This is a genomic window from Nocardioides montaniterrae, from assembly GCF_054782655.1.
The window spans coordinates 114,984-131,201 of record NZ_BAAGSB010000003.1; the positions used below are offsets into that span (position 1 = coordinate 114,984).

Here is a 16,218-nt window from a genome sequence, read left to right on the forward strand (position 1 = left end):
GTCGCGGTCCGTCGCACCCGAGGTCGCGGTCCGTCACCAGCGTCGGTTGGTGACCGGGTGGGCGAGCGCCGTGCGCACCTTGCCGATCCAGATGTCGAGGTTGCGGCCCGTGAAGTCGCCCTTGCGTACGACGATGACGGTCCAACCGTTGCGACGCAGCCATGCGCGGCGCTTCTCGTCCGCCCGGCGCCGATCGTCGCTGGAGTGGAACTCCTCGCCGTCGTATTCGATCGCGACCCGGGCGCTCGGATAGGCGAAATCGAGCCGGTAGATCTCCTTGCCGTCCTCGGTGACGCAGTACTGCGGGACCGGGGCAGGAAGGTTGCTCGTGCGCAGCTCGAACCAGACCCAGCTTTCGCGGAACGACTCGATCCGTGGATCGACCAGTGGGACGAGGTCTCTCAGCTGTACGACGCCTCGGCGCCCGCGATAGCGCGGCAGCTCTGCCGTCAGCTGCGCCGGGGTGATCCCGTGCAGCCGGGCGAACGCATTGAGCGCCGCCAGCGCGTCGCGCTGGTGGAGACGGCATCCGAGGTCCAGCGCTGTGCGCAGCGGCGTCGTCACCAGGGTGCCGCTGAGCTGCATGATGTCGCGTGGCTCGAGAGTGCGGGTTCCGCCGAATGCCTGCCGTCGTTTGGTGGGGCGGGAGCCCCGGACGGCGCAGGTCTCGACCTGGGGGACCGCCTCCCACTCGCTCCAGGTGAAGGTGTCGATGCCGTGCAGCAGCGCGGCCGTTCGGTCGGTGAAGACGTGTCCATCGGGGAGCACGAGCGCAAGCGCGGCTGCCAGGGACTCGTGTGAGCCGGGAGCCGCCGCGTCGACGTACACCCCTGCGACGGGATTTCGCAGGCTGCCGGATCGGACGAGTCGGTGCAGTCGCCACCGTTCATGCCCGAGGGACCTCGCTTCCGCGAGGGTGAACGGGCGATCGGGCAACGGCACTCGGGTCATGTCCGGATGATGGGACGCAGTGCGTGGTGCGGTCAGGTGCCTCCGGGCAGCCTGTGGAGAAGCAGCGGCCAGGTGCGCTCTGTGGACAGGAAGTGGCCGCTGGCGTGTGACGGATCGCGTTCTCGGCGGCGACAGAAGGCGATCTCGGCGGCGACGGAGGGCGGTCTCGGCTATTTGGGGCGGGTGGCGAGGGCGACCCGAGCCAGGCCGGCGGCGGTCAGGCCGGCGCCGAGCATGTGCAGGCCCACGACCCAGGCAGGAAGACCGGTCTCGTACTGGATCCAGCCGATGAGGCCCTGGGCCAGCTCGACGCCCAGCAGTGCGCCGACGACCATGCGTAGGTAGCGGTCGCTCCATCCGAGGGCGAGCAGGGCGAGGGTGAGGGCGACCAGCACGTCGACGGCGTAGGAGTGGACCAGCGCGAGGTGGGCCGGGTCGAGTCCGGTTCGCTTCGAGTCGAGGTCGCCTGAGTGCGGGCCCGAGCCGGTGGTGACCGTCCCGAGCCAGAGCACGGCCCACCCCACGACGAAGACGGCGACGGACAGGCAGCTCGCCCTGCCTGATGCGGAGACGCGAGCGGGCGACCAGAGCAGGTCCAGCAGCCAGACGCACAGGCAGACCATCGCCATCGAGGCGAGCATGTGCAGGGAGACGACCCACGGGTTGAGCTCGGTCAGCACGCTGATGCCGCCGATGACCGCCTGCAGCGGGATGCCGAGGGCGATGCCGATCGCGATCCGGCGTACCTTGCCGGGACGGTTCCAGGTCGCGACGACCGCGGCGATCGCGACCGCCGCCAGGACGTAGGTCAGCGTGCGGTTCGTGAACTCGATGAACTTGTTGACGCTCAGCGCGCCGTGGGGCACCAGGTCGCCGTCCTGGCACTGCGGCCAGGTGGGGCATCCCAGGCCCGATCCGGTCAGGCGCACGACCCCACCGGTCACCACGATCAGGATGTTCGCGACCACGTCGGCGATGGCGACGCCGACCACGTGCGCGCGCAGCCACTCCACGGTGGCCACGGTGCGCGGGTGCTGCGTGATCGGGGTGAGGCTCACTCCCACTTGAACGTCCTCGCGGTCAGCAGCGATCCGACGACCGCCCAGATGAGCATGACGAGCAGGGCCGGCCAGTCGATCCGGCCGTCCTCGAAGGCCCGCCGCACGCTCTCGCCGAGCGCGCCGGAGGGCAGGAACTTGGCCACCGACCCGAAGCCGCCGTACGACGACGCCGGGAGCACGACGGCACCGCCGGCCATCAGCAGCAGGTAGATGAGGTTCGCGGCGGCGAGGGTGGCCTCGGCACGCAGGACACCCGCGATGAACAGCCCCAGCGACGCGAACGCCGCCGTGCCGAGCACGGCCGCCAGGAAGAACCCGACGACGCCGGCCAGGCAGACCTGGGGCGACCAGCCCAACGCGAGCCCCACGCCGCCGATGACCACGACCTGCAGCACCTCGATCAGCACGAGCGCGAGGACCTTGCCGGCCAGCAGCCCGAGCCGGGGCAGGGGAGAGGCACCCAGGCGCTTGATCACGCCGTAGCGGCGCTCGAAGCCGGTCGCGATCGCCAGCGACGTGAACGAGGTCGACATGATCGCCAGCGCGAGCACGCCCGGCGTGAAGATGTCGACCAGCGGGCGCGACTCCTTGAGGTTCAGGTGGGCACCGCCCGTCACGCCTCCGATCAGCACGATCACCGGGATGACCACGGCGATCAGCAGCTGCTCGCCGTTGCGCAGCATCAGCCGCGCCTCCATGGCGGCCTGCGCGCGGATCTGCTGGAGCAGGGGCGCGCCGCCGGGCCGTGGCGTGAAGTCAGTCATCGGTCAGCTCCCGCCCGGTGAGCTGCAGGAAGACGTCCTCGAGGGTGCGCGAGCCGAAGCTGATCGACTCCACGCCGACGCCGTGCTCAGCGCTCCAGGCGCGGATCGCGTCGCGCAGCGCGGCCTCGGGTCCGGAGCCGAGCTCGCGGTCGACGACCAGCCGCACGGTCGCGGACGAGCCGCGGGTGAGGTCGTCGGGGGAGCCCGACGCGACCAGGCGCCCGCGGTCGATGATGTGGACCTGGTCGGCGAGGCGCTCGGCCTCCTCCAGGTAGTGCGTGGTCAGCACGACGGTGACGCCGGCCTCGCGCAGCTCGCGCAACAGCTCCCAGGTCGTACGCCGGGCGCCGGGGTCCATGCCCGCGGTCGGCTCGTCGACGAAGACCAGCTCGGGGCGCCCGACCAGCGCCATGGCCAGGCCGAGGCGCTGCTGCTGGCCACCGGAGAGACGTCGGTACGGCGTCGAGCCGCACTCGTCCAGGGACAGCCGCTCGATCAGCTCGCCGACGGGCAGGGGGTGGGAGTGCAGCGCTGCGACGTGGCGCAGCATCTCGATCGCCTTCACCCCCGACCAGGCGCCCTGTCCCTGCAGCATGACGCCGATCCGGGGGAGTAGCTCGCGGCGGTCCCGGACGGGGTCGAGGCCGAGCACGCGCACGGTCCCGCCCTGGGGCTTGCGATAGCCCTCGCAGGTCTCCAGGGTCGTGGTCTTGCCGGCACCGTTCGGTCCGAGGACCGCGGTGATCGAGCCGCGCTCGACGGTCATCGACAACCCGTCGACGGCCGTCTTGTCGGCGTACCTCATGACCAAGCCGTCGACGACGACGGCTGGTGAGCTGCTGGCGGGCACCCGGGGAGTCTAGGGCGCGGTACCCAGCATTAACCTCGGACCCGTGAACCACGTGCTGTCCGGTGTGATCCTGGCCCTGTGCGCGGCCGCCGCCGTGCTCTCGCTGGTCCACCTGGTTCGCGACAAGCCGGTCGAGGACGCGATGTTCATCCTGCTCGCGGGCGCCGAGGTCGCGCTGCTCGTTCAGCTGGTCTGGGGCTCGATCGCGTTCGGCTCGACCGACCGCGACGTCGCCGGCACGCTGTTCTTCTCCTACCTGATCGGGATCTGCACGGCGGCGCCCATCGGCGCGTTCTGGTCGCTGGCCGAGCGCAGTCGCGGCGGCACCGCGGTCCTCCTGGTCGCGATCGTCACCATCGCCGCCCTGCAGGCGCGTCTGTGGTCCATCTGGAACGGTGCCCATGTCTGAGCCCGACGAGGCGATGCGCAGCGGCTGGGGCCGCGCCCTGGTCTTCGCCTACGGCGTCTTCGTGGTCGCCGCGACGGGCCGCTCGAGCGTGCAGATCGCCGAGCACTTCGGCCGCGCCCCGCTCGCCTACTCGCTCTCCGCCCTCGCGGCGGTCCTGTACGCCGTCGCCACCGGCTGCCTGCTCCTCGGCGGGCGCACCGCCTGGAGGGTGGCCTCGGTCTCGGTGGTCGTCGAGGCTGCCGGCGTCCTCGGGATCGGCCTGCTGAGCTACCTCGCGACCGACCTCTTCCCGGACAAGACGATCTGGTCGCACTTCGGCCAGGGCTACGGCTACGTCCCCCTCGTCCTGCCGTTCCTCGGCATCGCCTGGCTGCGCCACACGCGGCCCCTCGTCGTTGGTTGAGCAGCCGCGAGCGCCAGCGAGCGGCGTGTCGAAACCAACTTAGGGTCACCTGCCTTGAATACCGGGAAGCATTAACGCCACACTTGTGTTGTGGAATTCGTGGACCGGAGCTCACAGGGAGTCAGCGCAGTCGATGCGCCGACCCGTGAGCGCGTCGCGCGGTTCCTGCTCGAGACCGGGCCGCAGACCGCCGTACAGCTCGCGGAGCGGCTCGACCTGACGCCCGCCGCCGTACGCCGCCACCTCGACCAGCTCGTCGAGGAGGGCGCCGTCGAGACCCGCGACCAGCGTCCCGCCGGCCAGCGTGGACGCGGCCGCCCGGCCAAGGCGTTCGCGCTCACCGAGCACGGTCGCGACCGCTTCGAGAAGCAGTACGACGACCTCGCCGCTGAGGCCCTGCGCTTCCTGCGGGAGACCGCGGGCGACGAGGCGGTCAAGGCGTTCGCCGTACGCCGTGCCGGCTTCATCGAGGCCCGCTTCCCCGAGGTCGCTGCGGCCAACCCGGGTGCCACGCCCGCCGAGATCCTGGCGCTGATCTTCTCCGAGGAGGGCTACGCGGCCAGTGTCCGCCAGCTCCCCGTCGTGGGGGAGCAGCTGTGCCAGCAGCACTGCCCCGTGTCCCACGTGGCCCACGAGTTCCCGCAGCTCTGCGAGGCCGAGACCGAGGCGATCAGCCGCGTGCTCGGCACCCATGTCCAACGCCTGGCGACGATCGCCCACGGCGATGGGGTGTGCACGACGTGCATCCCCACCGCACCCGAGAAGGAGAAGGAGAAGGTCTCATGACCTCCATCGAGGAGCTCAACCCCGAGCTGAAGGGGATCGGCCGCTACGAGTTCGGCTGGGCCGACACGGACGTCGCGGGAGCGACGGCCAAGCGCGGCCTGAGCGAGGACGTCGTGCGCGACATCTCTGCGAAGAAGTCCGAGCCCCAGTGGATGCTCGACCTGCGCCTGAAGGGCCTCAAGCTCTTCCACCGCAAGCCGATGCCGACCTGGGGCTCGGACCTCAGCGCGATCGACTTCGACAACATCAAGTACTTCGTGCGCTCCAGCGAGAAGCAGGCGGCCACGTGGGACGACCTGCCCGAGGACATCAAGAACACCTACGACAAGCTCGGCATCCCCGAGGCGGAGAAGCAGCGCCTGGTCTCCGGTGTCGCGGCCCAGTACGAGTCCGAGGTCGTCTACCACTCGATCCGCGAGGACCTCGAGGCCCAGGGCGTGCTGTTCCTGGACACCGACACGGCCCTGCGCGAGCAGCCGGAGCTCTTCAAGGAGTACTTCGGCACCGTCATCCCGGTCGGTGACAACAAGTTCGCCGCGCTGAACACCTCGGTGTGGTCGGGTGGCTCGTTCATCTACGTCCCCAAGGGCGTCCACGTGGACATTCCGCTGCAGGCCTACTTCCGGATCAACACCGAGAACATGGGCCAGTTCGAGCGGACGCTGATCATCGTCGACGAGGACGCCTACGTCCACTACGTCGAGGGCTGCACCGCGCCGATCTACTCCTCCGACTCGCTGCACTCCGCGGTCGTGGAGATCATCGTGAAGAAGGGCGGCCGCTGCCGCTACACGACCATCCAGAACTGGTCGAACAACGTCTACAACCTCGTCACCAAGCGTGCCGTCTGCGAGGCCGGCGCGACCATGGAGTGGGTCGACGGCAACATCGGCTCCAAAGTGACGATGAAGTACCCGGCCGTCTACCTCATGGGCGAGCACGCCAAGGGCGAGACGCTCTCCATCGCGTTCGCCGGCGAGGGCCAGCACCAGGACGCCGGCGCCAAGATGGTGCACGCGGCGCCGAACACGTCCTCGAGCATCCTGAGCAAGTCGGTCGCCCGTGGCGGCGGTCGTACGTCGTACCGCGGGCTGATCCAGATCAACGAGGGCGCCCACGGCTCCAAGTCGAACGTCCTGTGCGACGCGCTGCTGGTCGACCAGATCTCCCGCTCGGACACCTACCCCTACGTCGACATCCGCGAGGACGACGTCTCCATGGGTCACGAGGCGAGCGTCTCGAAGGTCTCCGACGACCAGCTCTTCTACCTCATGTCGCGAGGCATGGAGCAGGACGAGGCCATGGCGATGATCGTCCGCGGCTTCGTCGAGCCGATCGCGAAGGAGCTCCCGATGGAGTACGCGCTCGAGCTCAACCGACTGATCGAACTGCAGATGGAGGGTGCTGTCGGATGACGGCCGAAGTACTGGAGACCGCGCTCGAGATCGACAAGATCGAGTCGCACCTCCACCCCGAAGGCTCCTTCGACGTCGACGCCCACGCGGTGCCGACGGGGCGCGAGGAGATCTGGCGGTTCACCCCGCTCAAGCGGCTGCGCGGCATCCACGCCGACGCCGCGCTCGCAGGCACGTCGTTCACGCCGACCGTCGACGCCCCCGAGGGCGTCAAGGTCGAGCGCGTCGAGGACCCGTCGCTCAAGGGCGTCTCCGGCCTGGTGCCGTGGGACCGCATCTCGGCACGGGCCCTGGCCGAGGCCAAGAGCACGCTGGCCGTCACGATCCCGCAGGACACCGTGCTCGATCGCGCGGTCTTCCTGACGATCAACGGCACCGGTACCGAGGAGGCCACCGCGGCGCACGCGGTGATCCGTGCGGAGAAGTTCAGCAAGGCGACCGTCGTGCTGCGCTTCGAGGGCTCGATGACCCTGGCCGACAACGTCGAGATCGTGGTCGAGGACGGCGCCCAGCTGACCGTCGTCTCGATCGATGACTGGGCCGACGACGCCGTGCACGTGGGCCACCGCCACATCCGGGTGGGTCGCGACGCGCAGTTCAAGCACGTCGACATCACCTTCGGCGGCGACGTGGTCCGCCACGACACCACGACCGACTACGCCGGTCCCGGCGGCTCGGTGGAGATGCTCGGCCTGTACTTCGCCGACGCCGGCCAGCACATCGAGCACCGCCTCTTCGTCGACCACACGGCCCCCAAGACCAAGTCGCACGTGGTCTACAAGGGCGCGCTGCAGGGCGAGAAGGCGCACACCGTCTGGATCGGCAACGTCCTCATCCGCAAGGTCGCCGAGGGCATCGAGACCTACGAGGAGAACCGCAACCTGGTCCTCACCGACGGGTGCCAGGCGGACTCGGTCCCCAACCTGGAGATCGAGACCGGCGAGATCGAGGGCGCGGGACACGCGTCCGCGACGGCGCGGTTCGACGACAACCAGCTGTTCTACCTGCGCTCGCGCGGCATCTCCGAGAAGGAGGCGCAGCGCCTGGTCGTGCACGGCTTCTTCAACGACCTGATCCGCCAGGTCGGCGTACCCGAGCTCGAGGAGCAGCTCGCTGCGACCGTCGAGGCCGAGCTGGCCAAGAACGTCCTGGACGGGGTCCAGCTGTGAGCTTCGAGCGCGCGTGCGCGCTGGCCGACGTGCCGACCGACGAGGCCCTCAAGGTCACCATCGACCGGTACGACGTCGCGATCGCCCGTCAGGACGACGAGGTCTTCGCGATGCAGGACCTCTGCTCGCACGCCGAGGTCGCCCTCTCCGAGGGCGAGGTCGCGATCGTCGACGGCGCCTGCACCGTCGAGTGCTGGCTGCACGGCTCGCGCTTCGACGTACGCACCGGCAAGCCCCTGTCCTTCCCGGCGACCGAGCCCGTCGCCACCTTCCCCGCAGAGATCCGTGACGGAGACGTGTACGTCGACATCACGACCACCACGAACGGAGTCACCCCCGCATGAGCACTCTCGAGATCAAGGACCTGGCCGTCTCGGTCGCGACCGACGATGGCGACAAGCAGATCCTCAAGGGGGTCACGCTGACCATCAAGTCCGGCGAGACCCACGCGATCATGGGCCCCAACGGCTCCGGCAAGTCGACCACGGCGTACTCCATCGCCGGTCACCCCAAGTACACGATCACCGGCGGCGAGGTCCTCCTCGACGGCGAGAACGTGCTGGAGATGAGCGTCGACGAGCGGGCCCGCGCGGGTCTCTTCCTGGCCATGCAGTACCCCGTCGAGGTGCCCGGCGTCTCGATGGCGAACTTCCTGCGGACCGCCAAGACGGCCCTCGACGGCGAGGCCCCCAAGCTCCGCACGTGGGTCAAGGACGTCAACGGCGCCCTGGACAAGATGAACCTCGACCCGGCCTTCTCGGGCCGCTCGGTCAACGAGGGCTTCTCCGGCGGCGAGAAGAAGCGCGCCGAGATCGCCCAGCTCGACCTGCTCGACCCGAAGTTCGCGATCCTCGACGAGATCGACTCCGGTCTCGACATCGACGCGCTGAAGGTCGTCTCGGACGGCATCAACGACTACGCCGGCCGCGACGGCAAGGGCGTCCTGCTGATCACGCACTACACGCGCATCCTGCGCTACGTGAAGCCGGACTTCGTCCACGTCTTCGTCGACGGGCGCATCGCCGAGTCCGGTGGTCCCGAGCTCGCCGACGAGCTGGAGGCCAGCGGCTACGAGAAGTACATCGGCGCGAAGGCCTGAGGGTCTCGAGACGGTTGCTGGGCAACCTCCTCGACCAACGGAAGGGAGCTGGGCATGAAGGGCTTGTTGCCTGAGCTGGAGGTCATCCGCAAGGACTTCCCGATCCTCGAGCGTCAGCTCGCGGGCGGGATGCCGCTGGTGTACCTCGACAGCGCGAACACCTCGCAGAAGCCGCAGATCGTGATCGACGCGATGGTCGACCACCTGGAGCGGCACAACGCGAACATCGCGCGCGCCATGCACCAGCTCGGCGCGGAGTCGACCGAGGCCTTCGAGGCGGGTCGCGACAAGGTCGCGGCCTTCCTCGGCGCCCCCGAGCGCGACGAGATCATCTTCACCAAGAACGCCTCCGAGGCGCTCAACCTCGCCGCCCAGACGATCCCGCTGGCGGCGGGCGACCGGGTGGTCATCACCGAGATGGAGCACCACTCCAACATCGTGCCGTGGCAGCTCGCTACGCAGCGCTCGGGCGCCGAGCTGCGCTGGTTCGGGATCACCGACGACGGCCAGCTGGACCTCTCGAACATCGATGAGCTGATCACCGAGCAGACCAAGGTCGTCTCGCTGACCTGGGTCTCGAACATGCTCGGCACGATCAACCCGATCGCCGAGATCGCGAAGAAGGCGCATGCCGTCGGCGCGCTCGTCGTCGTCGACGCCTCGCAGGCCGCGCCGCAGCTGCGGATCGACCTCGCGGCGATGGCGGTCGAGGAGCGCCCCGACCTGCTCGCCTTCACCGGTCACAAGGTCGTCGGCCCGACCGGCATCGGCGTGCTGTGGGGTGCCCGCAAGGTGCTCGAGTCGCTGCCGCCGTTCCTCGGCGGCGGCGAGATGATCGCCACGGTCACCATGGAGCGGTCGACGTACGCCGGGATCCCGCACAAGTTCGAGGCCGGGACGCCCCCGATCGTCGAGGCCGTCGGCCTCGGCGCCGCGGTGGACTACCTCTCGCACATCGGGCTCGACGCGATCCACGCCCACGAGCAGGCCATCACCGGCTACGCGCTGGAGGGCCTCGCCTCGGTCAAGGGCCTGAAGGTGCTCGGCCCGCTGGACGCCGCGCTGCGCGGGGGAGCGATCTCCTTCGAGCTCGACGGGGTCCACCCGCACGACATCGCGCAGGTGCTGGACAGCCGCGGCATCGCCGTACGCGCCGGTCACCACTGCGCCAAGCCCGCCCACGCCCGCTTCGGCGTTCAGGCCTCGACCCGGATGTCGTCGTACCTCTACACGACGCCGGCCGAGATCGACGCGCTCGTCGAGGGCTTGGAATACACCCGCTCGTACTTCAAGTTGGCCTAAGGATGAGTTCAGCGATGACGTCCCCCGACCTGGATGCCCTGTACCAGGAGATCATCCTCGACCACTACAAGCACCCGCACGGCAAGGGACTCCGCGAAGACTTCGAGTCCGAGGTGCACCACGTCAACCCGACGTGCGGTGACGAGATCACCCTCCGGGTGCACCTCGCCGGCGGCGTCGTGGACGACATCTCCTACGACTCGCTCGGCTGCTCGATCTCGCAGGCCTCCGCGTCCGTGCTCTACGACCTGCTCAAGGGCAAGCCGGTGGACGAGGCGATGGAGATCCACGCCAAGTTCCAGGAGCTCATGCAGGGCAAGGGCAAGGTCGAGCCGGACGAGGACGTGCTCGAGGACGGCATCGCCTTCGCCGGTGTCGCGAAGTTCCCCGCACGCGTGAAGTGCGCGCTGCTGTCGTGGATGGCCTGGAAGGACGCCACGACCCAATCCCTGGAGGAATCGGCATGACCGACATCGACAACACCGACCTGCCCCAGGTCCCCGCTGCCGGTACGCCGCTCGGCGCGACCACGGTCGAGGACGTCACCGAGGCGATGAAGGACGTCGTCGACCCCGAGCTGGGCATCAACGTCGTCGACCTGGGTCTGGTCTACGACGTCCACCTCGACGAGGCGTCCAACGTCGTCCTCGACATGACGCTCACCTCCGCGGCCTGTCCGCTGACCGACGTCATCACCGACCAGACCGAGACCGCCCTCGAGGGCCTGGTCAACGACGTGGCGATCAACTGGGTCTGGATGCCGCCGTGGGGCCCGGACAAGATCACCGACGACGGCCGCGAGCAGCTCCGCGCTCTCGGCTTCAATGTCTGAAGCCAGCGTGTCGCGAGGTACGAGCGGCACGCGTCGGGCCGAAGAGGTCGAGTGCGCGCACGGGCGAGCTTGCGAGCCCGTGACCGCGTGTATCGAGACCCCGTGACAGGGGTCGACGAGCGGATCGTCGCCTTCTGGAACGAGGCCAAGCGCCGCATCCACCTCGAGGAGGTGGCGGTCTACATGGGCCCCAACCCGCTGGCCGCCGTACCTCCGCCGTCGTGGTCCTTCGGCGCCACGCCCGAGCAGGCCGACGAGCTGGCACGGCTGGTGCTGGACGGCACCAAGACCGCGACCGCGAGTGCTGCGTGGGACTACGAGGCCGAGGACGTCCCGTTGCCCGAGGTGGGTCAGCTCGGAATCGTCGTCGACGGCGGCGGTGAACCGCGGGCGCTGGTCCGCACCACCGACGTCCGGGTCGTGCCGTTCGACGCGGTCGACGCCGAGCACGCGCGTCTCGAGGGCGAGGGTCACCTCTCGCTCGAGCACTGGCGCGCGGTGCACGAGAGGTTCTTCACCGAGAACGCCGAGCACGCCAGGGGCTTCGCCCCCGACATGCCCGTCGTCCTCGAGCGGTTCGCGGTCTCCTACCGGCGCTAGTCGACCGGTCCGCACCCGCCGGCGAGACGCGTGGTGGTGCGGTAGTGCCAGACGAAGGCGATGGACACGTCTCCCTCGGGGCCGGTGCCGAAGATCCTGACCCGGTAGTCACCCGGCTCGGCCGGCGCGTGCAGGACGAAGCGCCGCGGCGCCACCCGCTCGGCGCGCAGCCGCTCGTTGACGACCAAGCAGCTGTGCATGTTCTGCGCCCGGGCGCGGAACGTCCAGCCGGGACGCCCGAACCACAGGCGCCGGTCGCCGTGCGACCAGGTCTTCGGCTGCTCGCGCACCGGCGGGACCACTCCGTCGGCGCACGATGCGGGTGACGGGGAGCCGTTGACGCTCGGGCCGGTCCAGCACCAGCTGTACGCGCTGAGCGGGAGGTCGGCGCCGTTGCGCAGGACGTAGAGCGGTGAGGGCGTGCCGGTCCAGGTGTACGTCGGCATCGGGTCGGTGCCTGCGCTCGCCCGCGGGACGAGGAGGCCGACCAGGGCGGCGAGGAGGAGGATGAGGGTGCCGCTGCGGCGGCGGTTCCGAGTTGTCATGTCCGCTCCGACGCCGGTCGCGCGGGATCGGTTCCCGTGCGTCAGGCGAAGCGCGTGTCGGTGTAGCGCCGCAGCTTGCGCAGGAACATCCGGAACGCGGCGTTGGAGGCGAGGCCGCTGATCGGCATGAAGAACCGGCCCGGTCCGGTCACGTCGAGCGCCAGCGTCCAGGTCAGACGGCAGCCCTCGGGGGTCGGTGCGACGTCGTACCTCTCGGCGAACGCCTTGATCGACTTCTCGCTGGCCTGGTTGAAGCGGAAGCTCAGGAGCGTGGGGGGCTCCCAGGCGATGAACTCCTCGGAGCCGACCAGCCCGCCGCGCATCGTCACGTCCCGGGTCGTGCCGACGCCGCGCGGCTCGGGCGTGGTCCACTCGACGTGGGTGATCACCTTGGCCCAGTGCGGCCAGGCACTCGCGTCGGCGAGCACCTCGAAGAGCTGCTCCGGAGTGATCGCCAGGTCGACGCTGTTGGAGTAGCGGTAGGGCGCGGAGTCGATGTAGTCGATCCCGACGCGCTCGCAGGGGTGCATCGTCTTCGCCATGAGGTCAGATTAGAACAGGTTCTAGTTCTGTTTCCAGTCGCGTCGGCCCCCGAGGCGGATAGCGTGGATGCGTGACCGAGCCCGCGGTGATCGAGATCAGTGGCCTGGTGAAGATGTTCGGCCCGTTCCGGGCGCTGGATGGTCTGTACCTCGAGGTGCGGGCGGGGGAGGTGCACGGCTTCCTCGGGCCCAACGGGGCCGGCAAGTCGACGGCCATCCGGGTGGTGCTCGGCCTGCTGCGCAAGGACGCCGGGACCGTCCGACTGCTCGGCGGGGACCCGTGGTCCGACGCGGCCTCGTTGCACCGCCGCCTCGCCTACGTGCCCGGAGACGTGAGCCTCTGGCCGAACCTGTCCGGTGGGGAGATCGTCGACCTGCTGATCAGGATGCGCGGCGCGGATCCGCACGCGAGCCGCCGCGACGAGATGGTCGAGCGGTTCGCCCTCGACCCGACCAAGAAGGGTCGCGCCTACTCCAAGGGCAACCGGCAGAAGGTCGCCCTCGTCGCGGCCTTCGCCACGGCGCCGGAGCTGCTGATCCTCGACGAGCCGACGTCCGGTCTCGACCCGCTGATGGAGCAGGTCTTCAACGAGTGCGTCGCCGAGCACACTGCGCGCGGCGCGACCGTGCTGCTGTCCAGCCACATCCTCAGCGAGGTCGAACGGCTCGCCGACCGGGTGACGATCATCCGGGAGGGCCGGGTCGTCGAGACCGGATCGATGGGGGACCTGCGCCACCTCCACCGCAGCCGGGTCGTCGCGGTGGTGTCGGGTCCTGCGCCGTCGCTGGCCGGGACACCTGGCGTGCACGACGTGTCGGCGGCACCTGTCGACGGTGGCACCCGGGTCTCGTGCTCGGTGGAGCCCGATGCGCTCGCCGGCGTGCTGAAGGCGCTGGGCGACGCGGGCATCGAGTCGCTGACGTCGACCCCGCCGAGCCTGGAGGAGCTCTTCCTCGATGCCTACCGGGGCGCTCCATGAGCACGCTGCGCGGAACCGGGCTGCTGCTGCGGCTCGACCTGCGCCGCGACCGCGTGCTGGCACCGGCCTGGATCGCGGTGCTGCTGATGATGACGGTCGCCTCGGCCGCTGCCACGCCGGCGCTCTACAAGACCCAGGCGGACCTGGTGCGCGCCGCCGACGCGATCAACGGCAGCCCGGCGATCGTCGCGCTCTACGGACCGATCCTCGACCCGACCAGCACGGGCGAGGTGGCGATGACCAAGATGACGGTCCTCTACGCGCTCTTCGTCGCCGTGTTCCTGGTCGTGGTCGTACGCCGGCACACGCGGGTCGAGGAGGAGAGCGGCCGGACCGAGCTGGTCGGTGGCACCGCGGTCGGCCGTGACGCCCCGTTGGCCGCCGCGGTCCTGGCCGGCCTCCTGTGGTCGGTGCTCCTCTGCGCCCTGGTCGCCGTCGGCGACATCGCGTCGGGCCTCGCCGTCGGCGGGTCCTGCGCGTTCGCCCTCATGTGGCTCGGGGTCGCCGGTGTCGGGATCGGTGTCGGCGCCGTCACCGCCCAGGTCGCCGCCAGCGCGCGGACGTGCGCGTCCTGGGCTGCGGGCGTGCTGGGCGCGCTGTTCGTGCTGCGCGCGGCCGGCGACACGGGTCCGTCGTGGCTGAGCTGGTGCACCCCGTTCGGGTGGAACACCCGGGTGCGCGCCTGGTCCGAGCCGCGCTGGTGGCTGCTGCTCGGCTACCTGGTGCTGTCCCTCGTGCTGGTCGCCCTCGCCGTGGGGCTGAGGTCGCGCCGCGACCTCGGGTCCGGTCTCGTCGCGGCCCGCCCGGGCCCGGCGTACGGCTCGGCGCGGATGCGCAACGTCCTGGCGCTGGTTCTCCGGCTGCACGCGACCGCGCTGGTGCTGTGGTCGCTCGCGATGGCCGTGATGGGCGCGCTGTTCGGGGCGATCACGCCCGCCCTCGACGACTTCCTGGGCTCGGTCGCGGCCCAGCAGGTGCTCGACAAGCTCGGTGGCGCGCTGATCGCCGCGATCCTGTCCATCGTGGCGATCCTGATCGCGTACTTCGCCGCGACGGTGCTGGCCCACGCGGGCCGCGACGAGGACGACGGCAGAGCCGAGATGGTGCTCGCCACCGGCACCTCGCGTGTCGCCTGGTTCTCGGCGTCCGTCGCGGTGGGGGCGATCGGCGTGCTGTGGCTGCTGGTGGTGACCGGGGTCGGCCTGTGGGTCGGGTACGCCGTCGCAGGTGGTCCGGACATCGGCAACCTGCTCGCGGCGGCGGTGGCATGGGCTCCGGCGGTCTGGGTGGTGGCCGCGCTGGGGGCACTCTCGCTCGCCGTACGACCCTCGCTGGTGGTCCTGGTCTGGGTGTGGCCGGCGGCCTTCTTCGTGCTGACGATGGTGGGTGAGCTGCTCAAGGCGCCGGGGTGGCTGCTCGGGGTCTCGCCGTACCGCCACGTCCCGCAGCTGCCCGCCGAGTCGTGGTCCTGGCCGGCCGAGCTGGGGCTGACCGCGGTGGCCGGGCTCGTCCTGGTGATCGCATCCGTGCGCTTCCGGGCGCGCGATATCGGCTGAAACCGGCCTGCGGTGCGCTAGTTTCCGAGTCATGTGGCAGCCCGAGCCCGAGTGGGTGGCGCTTCCCGGTGGCACGGGAACGTCCACCGTGGGTGTGTGGCGGGCGGCCATGGGTGACCGTCCGGTGGTCATCAAGCGCCTCGCCGCGCCGGTCGCGGGCGACCCGGCGGAGCTGGGGGAGCCCGATCAGGTCGGCTACTGGCGGCGTGAGGCCGACGTGCTGCTGACCGGGCTGACCTCGGGCACGCCCGGGCTCCGGGCAGGCCCGGCGTCGATCGAGGAGGACTCCGAGGGCGTCACCATCACCCGCGACTGGACCGAGGACGCCTGCTCGAGCGGCCTGTTCCTGTCGCTGTCCCTCGGCCGCTTCGCCGGCGCGGACCTGCCACGTCCGATGTTCCTGGCCCGCCACCTGCTGCGCGACCGGCTCACCCGGGTCGCTCGGGCGGGCGGCTGGCAGGTGCTGGCGCGCACGACCGTCGCCGACGTCGCCGACCACCTCTGGCGCCAGCGCGAGCGCCTGCTCGACCTGGCCGAGGCGCTCCCGCAGGTCCCGCAGCACGGCGACCCGACCGCCGCGAACCTGCCCGGCCGCGAGGGCGACGACGCCATCGCCATCGACTGGGGGACGCTCGGCACGGGCCCGGTCGGCGGGGACCTCGGCTACCTCTCGCTGTCGGCCCGCGAGGAGTTCGAGCCGCTGCTCGACGCCTACCTGCTCGGCCTGCCCAAGGGGCTCGCGTCGTACGACGACGTGGTGCTCGGCGCCCAGGTCGTGGCCGTCTACACCGCCCTGACCCGTGCCGAGTGGGCCCTCGCCCGCGTCGCCGGGGGAGAGGGCGCGCTCGCCTCGAAGTACCGCCACCCGGCCGTCGCGCCCCACCTCCGCACGCTGCAGCGGACGTTCCCGCTGATGGAGGCCCTGCTCAAGGTCTGAGCTGCTCGAGGGCGGCG

At 70.3% G+C, this 16,218-nt stretch carries 20 protein-coding genes; 14 read left to right on the top strand and 6 right to left on the bottom strand.

Annotated features, from left to right (window positions below; all coding sequences use genetic code 11):
• Nucleotides 1-33: 33 nt before the first annotated feature.
• The 4 genes from ACYVJ3_RS06725 to ACYVJ3_RS06740 all read right to left on the bottom strand — a co-directional run bounded on the left by ACYVJ3_RS06725 (nucleotide 34) and on the right by ACYVJ3_RS06740 (nucleotide 3,581).
• Nucleotides 34-768, bottom strand: coding sequence for an endonuclease domain-containing protein (locus ACYVJ3_RS06725; RefSeq protein WP_460851887.1), 735 nt, complete (start codon nucleotides 766-768; stop codon nucleotides 34-36).
• Nucleotides 769-1,121: 353 nt separating this feature from the next.
• On the bottom strand, nucleotides 1,122-2,015 hold the full coding sequence (locus ACYVJ3_RS06730) for a COX15/CtaA family protein (protein WP_460851889.1): 894 nt from the start codon (nucleotides 2,013-2,015) through the stop codon (nucleotides 1,122-1,124).
• Nucleotides 2,006-2,776, bottom strand: coding sequence for an ABC transporter permease (locus tag ACYVJ3_RS06735; RefSeq protein ID WP_460851890.1), 771 nt, complete (start codon nucleotides 2,774-2,776; stop codon nucleotides 2,006-2,008). Before ACYVJ3_RS06735 ends, ACYVJ3_RS06730 begins: the two co-directional genes overlap by 10 nt.
• Complete coding sequence (locus ACYVJ3_RS06740) at nucleotides 2,769-3,581, bottom strand: ABC transporter ATP-binding protein (protein WP_460852250.1); 813 nt, start codon at nucleotides 3,579-3,581, stop codon at nucleotides 2,769-2,771. Before ACYVJ3_RS06740 ends, ACYVJ3_RS06735 begins: the two co-directional genes overlap by 8 nt.
• A gap of 88 nt (nucleotides 3,582-3,669) precedes the next feature.
• On the opposite strand from ACYVJ3_RS06740, the gene ACYVJ3_RS06745 reads away from it, so the two are divergent.
• From ACYVJ3_RS06745 to ACYVJ3_RS06795, 11 genes are all read left to right on the top strand, one after another.
• Complete coding sequence (locus ACYVJ3_RS06745; RefSeq protein ID WP_460851891.1) at nucleotides 3,670-4,035, top strand: hypothetical protein; 366 nt, start codon at nucleotides 3,670-3,672, stop codon at nucleotides 4,033-4,035.
• A complete protein-coding gene (locus ACYVJ3_RS06750) occupies nucleotides 4,028-4,438 on the top strand; it encodes a hypothetical protein (RefSeq protein ID WP_460851893.1) in 411 nt (136 codons plus the stop codon). Before ACYVJ3_RS06745 ends, ACYVJ3_RS06750 begins: the two co-directional genes overlap by 8 nt.
• Nucleotides 4,439-4,528: 90 nt before the next feature.
• A complete protein-coding gene (locus ACYVJ3_RS06755; RefSeq protein WP_460851894.1) occupies nucleotides 4,529-5,224 on the top strand; it encodes a helix-turn-helix transcriptional regulator in 696 nt (231 codons plus the stop codon).
• On the top strand, nucleotides 5,221-6,639 hold the full coding sequence (gene sufB, locus ACYVJ3_RS06760; RefSeq protein ID WP_460851895.1) for a Fe-S cluster assembly protein SufB: 1,419 nt from the start codon (nucleotides 5,221-5,223) through the stop codon (nucleotides 6,637-6,639). The genes ACYVJ3_RS06755 and sufB overlap by 4 nt, the downstream gene beginning before the upstream one ends.
• On the top strand, nucleotides 6,636-7,808 hold the full coding sequence (sufD, locus tag ACYVJ3_RS06765) for a Fe-S cluster assembly protein SufD (protein ID WP_460851896.1): 1,173 nt from the start codon (nucleotides 6,636-6,638) through the stop codon (nucleotides 7,806-7,808). The genes sufB and sufD overlap by 4 nt, the downstream gene beginning before the upstream one ends.
• Nucleotides 7,805-8,152 carry a non-heme iron oxygenase ferredoxin subunit gene (locus ACYVJ3_RS06770; RefSeq protein ID WP_460851897.1) on the top strand — a complete coding sequence of 116 codons (348 nt, stop codon included), beginning with the start codon at nucleotides 7,805-7,807 and terminating at the stop codon, nucleotides 8,150-8,152. The genes sufD and ACYVJ3_RS06770 overlap by 4 nt, the downstream gene beginning before the upstream one ends.
• Nucleotides 8,149-8,907: a Fe-S cluster assembly ATPase SufC gene (sufC, locus tag ACYVJ3_RS06775; protein ID WP_460851898.1), complete on the top strand. Its 759-nt coding sequence runs from the start codon at nucleotides 8,149-8,151 to the stop codon at nucleotides 8,905-8,907. Before ACYVJ3_RS06770 ends, sufC begins: the two co-directional genes overlap by 4 nt.
• 54 nt (nucleotides 8,908-8,961) lie before the next feature.
• Complete coding sequence (locus ACYVJ3_RS06780; RefSeq protein ID WP_460851900.1) at nucleotides 8,962-10,209, top strand: aminotransferase class V-fold PLP-dependent enzyme; 1,248 nt, start codon at nucleotides 8,962-8,964, stop codon at nucleotides 10,207-10,209.
• 14 nt (nucleotides 10,210-10,223) lie between these two features.
• Entirely contained in the window at nucleotides 10,224-10,676 is a 453-nt protein-coding gene (gene sufU, locus ACYVJ3_RS06785) for a Fe-S cluster assembly sulfur transfer protein SufU (protein WP_460851901.1), read from the top strand.
• The gene (locus tag ACYVJ3_RS06790; protein WP_460851902.1) at nucleotides 10,673-11,041 is read left to right on the top strand and encodes a metal-sulfur cluster assembly factor; all 369 of its coding nucleotides are present in this window, start codon (nucleotides 10,673-10,675) and stop codon (nucleotides 11,039-11,041) included. The genes sufU and ACYVJ3_RS06790 overlap by 4 nt, the downstream gene beginning before the upstream one ends.
• A gap of 102 nt (nucleotides 11,042-11,143) precedes the next feature.
• Entirely contained in the window at nucleotides 11,144-11,641 is a 498-nt protein-coding gene (locus ACYVJ3_RS06795; RefSeq protein ID WP_460851903.1) for an ASCH domain-containing protein, read from the top strand.
• On the opposite strand, the gene ACYVJ3_RS06800 is transcribed toward ACYVJ3_RS06795, so the two are convergent.
• Together ACYVJ3_RS06800 and ACYVJ3_RS06805 are read right to left on the bottom strand one after the other, a co-directional pair.
• Nucleotides 11,638-12,186: a hypothetical protein gene (locus ACYVJ3_RS06800; RefSeq protein ID WP_460851905.1), complete on the bottom strand. Its 549-nt coding sequence runs from the start codon at nucleotides 12,184-12,186 to the stop codon at nucleotides 11,638-11,640. The genes ACYVJ3_RS06795 and ACYVJ3_RS06800 overlap by 4 nt on opposite strands.
• Before the next feature lie 41 nt (nucleotides 12,187-12,227).
• Entirely contained in the window at nucleotides 12,228-12,728 is a 501-nt protein-coding gene (locus ACYVJ3_RS06805; protein ID WP_460851906.1) for an SRPBCC family protein, read from the bottom strand.
• Nucleotides 12,729-12,841: 113 nt separating this feature from the next.
• Between ACYVJ3_RS06805 and ACYVJ3_RS06810 the strand changes: the two genes are divergently transcribed.
• The 3 genes from ACYVJ3_RS06810 to ACYVJ3_RS06820 are packed head-to-tail and all read left to right on the top strand — an operon-like array spanning nucleotide 12,842 to nucleotide 16,201.
• The gene (locus ACYVJ3_RS06810) at nucleotides 12,842-13,708 is read left to right on the top strand and encodes an ABC transporter ATP-binding protein (RefSeq protein WP_460852252.1); all 867 of its coding nucleotides are present in this window, start codon (nucleotides 12,842-12,844) and stop codon (nucleotides 13,706-13,708) included.
• Nucleotides 13,705-15,264 (top strand): ABC transporter permease, encoded by a 1,560-nt coding sequence (locus ACYVJ3_RS06815; RefSeq protein WP_460851908.1) that lies wholly within the window; start codon nucleotides 13,705-13,707, stop codon nucleotides 15,262-15,264. Before ACYVJ3_RS06810 ends, ACYVJ3_RS06815 begins: the two co-directional genes overlap by 4 nt.
• Before the next feature lie 31 nt (nucleotides 15,265-15,295).
• Nucleotides 15,296-16,201 carry a phosphotransferase gene (locus tag ACYVJ3_RS06820; RefSeq protein WP_460851910.1) on the top strand — a complete coding sequence of 302 codons (906 nt, stop codon included), beginning with the start codon at nucleotides 15,296-15,298 and terminating at the stop codon, nucleotides 16,199-16,201.
• Nucleotides 16,202-16,218: the final 17 nt, after the last annotated feature.

Coding starts and splice junctions, on each gene's coding strand:
- ACYVJ3_RS06800 (WP_460851905.1), bottom strand. CDS start 12,186: ATGACAACTCGGAACCGCCGCCGCAGCGGCACCCTCATCCTCCTCCTC.
- sufB (WP_460851895.1), top strand. CDS start 5,221: ATGACCTCCATCGAGGAGCTCAACCCCGAGCTGAAGGGGATCGGCCGC.
- ACYVJ3_RS06740 (WP_460852250.1), bottom strand. CDS start 3,581: ATGAGGTACGCCGACAAGACGGCCGTCGACGGGTTGTCGATGACCGTC.
- sufD (WP_460851896.1), top strand. CDS start 6,636: ATGACGGCCGAAGTACTGGAGACCGCGCTCGAGATCGACAAGATCGAG.
- ACYVJ3_RS06750 (WP_460851893.1), top strand. CDS start 4,028: ATGTCTGAGCCCGACGAGGCGATGCGCAGCGGCTGGGGCCGCGCCCTG.
- ACYVJ3_RS06805 (WP_460851906.1), bottom strand. CDS start 12,728: ATGGCGAAGACGATGCACCCCTGCGAGCGCGTCGGGATCGACTACATC.
- sufU (WP_460851901.1), top strand. CDS start 10,224: ATGACGTCCCCCGACCTGGATGCCCTGTACCAGGAGATCATCCTCGAC.
- sufC (WP_460851898.1), top strand. CDS start 8,149: ATGAGCACTCTCGAGATCAAGGACCTGGCCGTCTCGGTCGCGACCGAC.
- ACYVJ3_RS06820 (WP_460851910.1), top strand. CDS start 15,296: ATGTGGCAGCCCGAGCCCGAGTGGGTGGCGCTTCCCGGTGGCACGGGA.
- ACYVJ3_RS06810 (WP_460852252.1), top strand. CDS start 12,842: ATGTTCGGCCCGTTCCGGGCGCTGGATGGTCTGTACCTCGAGGTGCGG.
- ACYVJ3_RS06790 (WP_460851902.1), top strand. CDS start 10,673: ATGACCGACATCGACAACACCGACCTGCCCCAGGTCCCCGCTGCCGGT.
- ACYVJ3_RS06735 (WP_460851890.1), bottom strand. CDS start 2,776: ATGACTGACTTCACGCCACGGCCCGGCGGCGCGCCCCTGCTCCAGCAG.
- ACYVJ3_RS06780 (WP_460851900.1), top strand. CDS start 8,962: ATGAAGGGCTTGTTGCCTGAGCTGGAGGTCATCCGCAAGGACTTCCCG.
- ACYVJ3_RS06815 (WP_460851908.1), top strand. CDS start 13,705: ATGAGCACGCTGCGCGGAACCGGGCTGCTGCTGCGGCTCGACCTGCGC.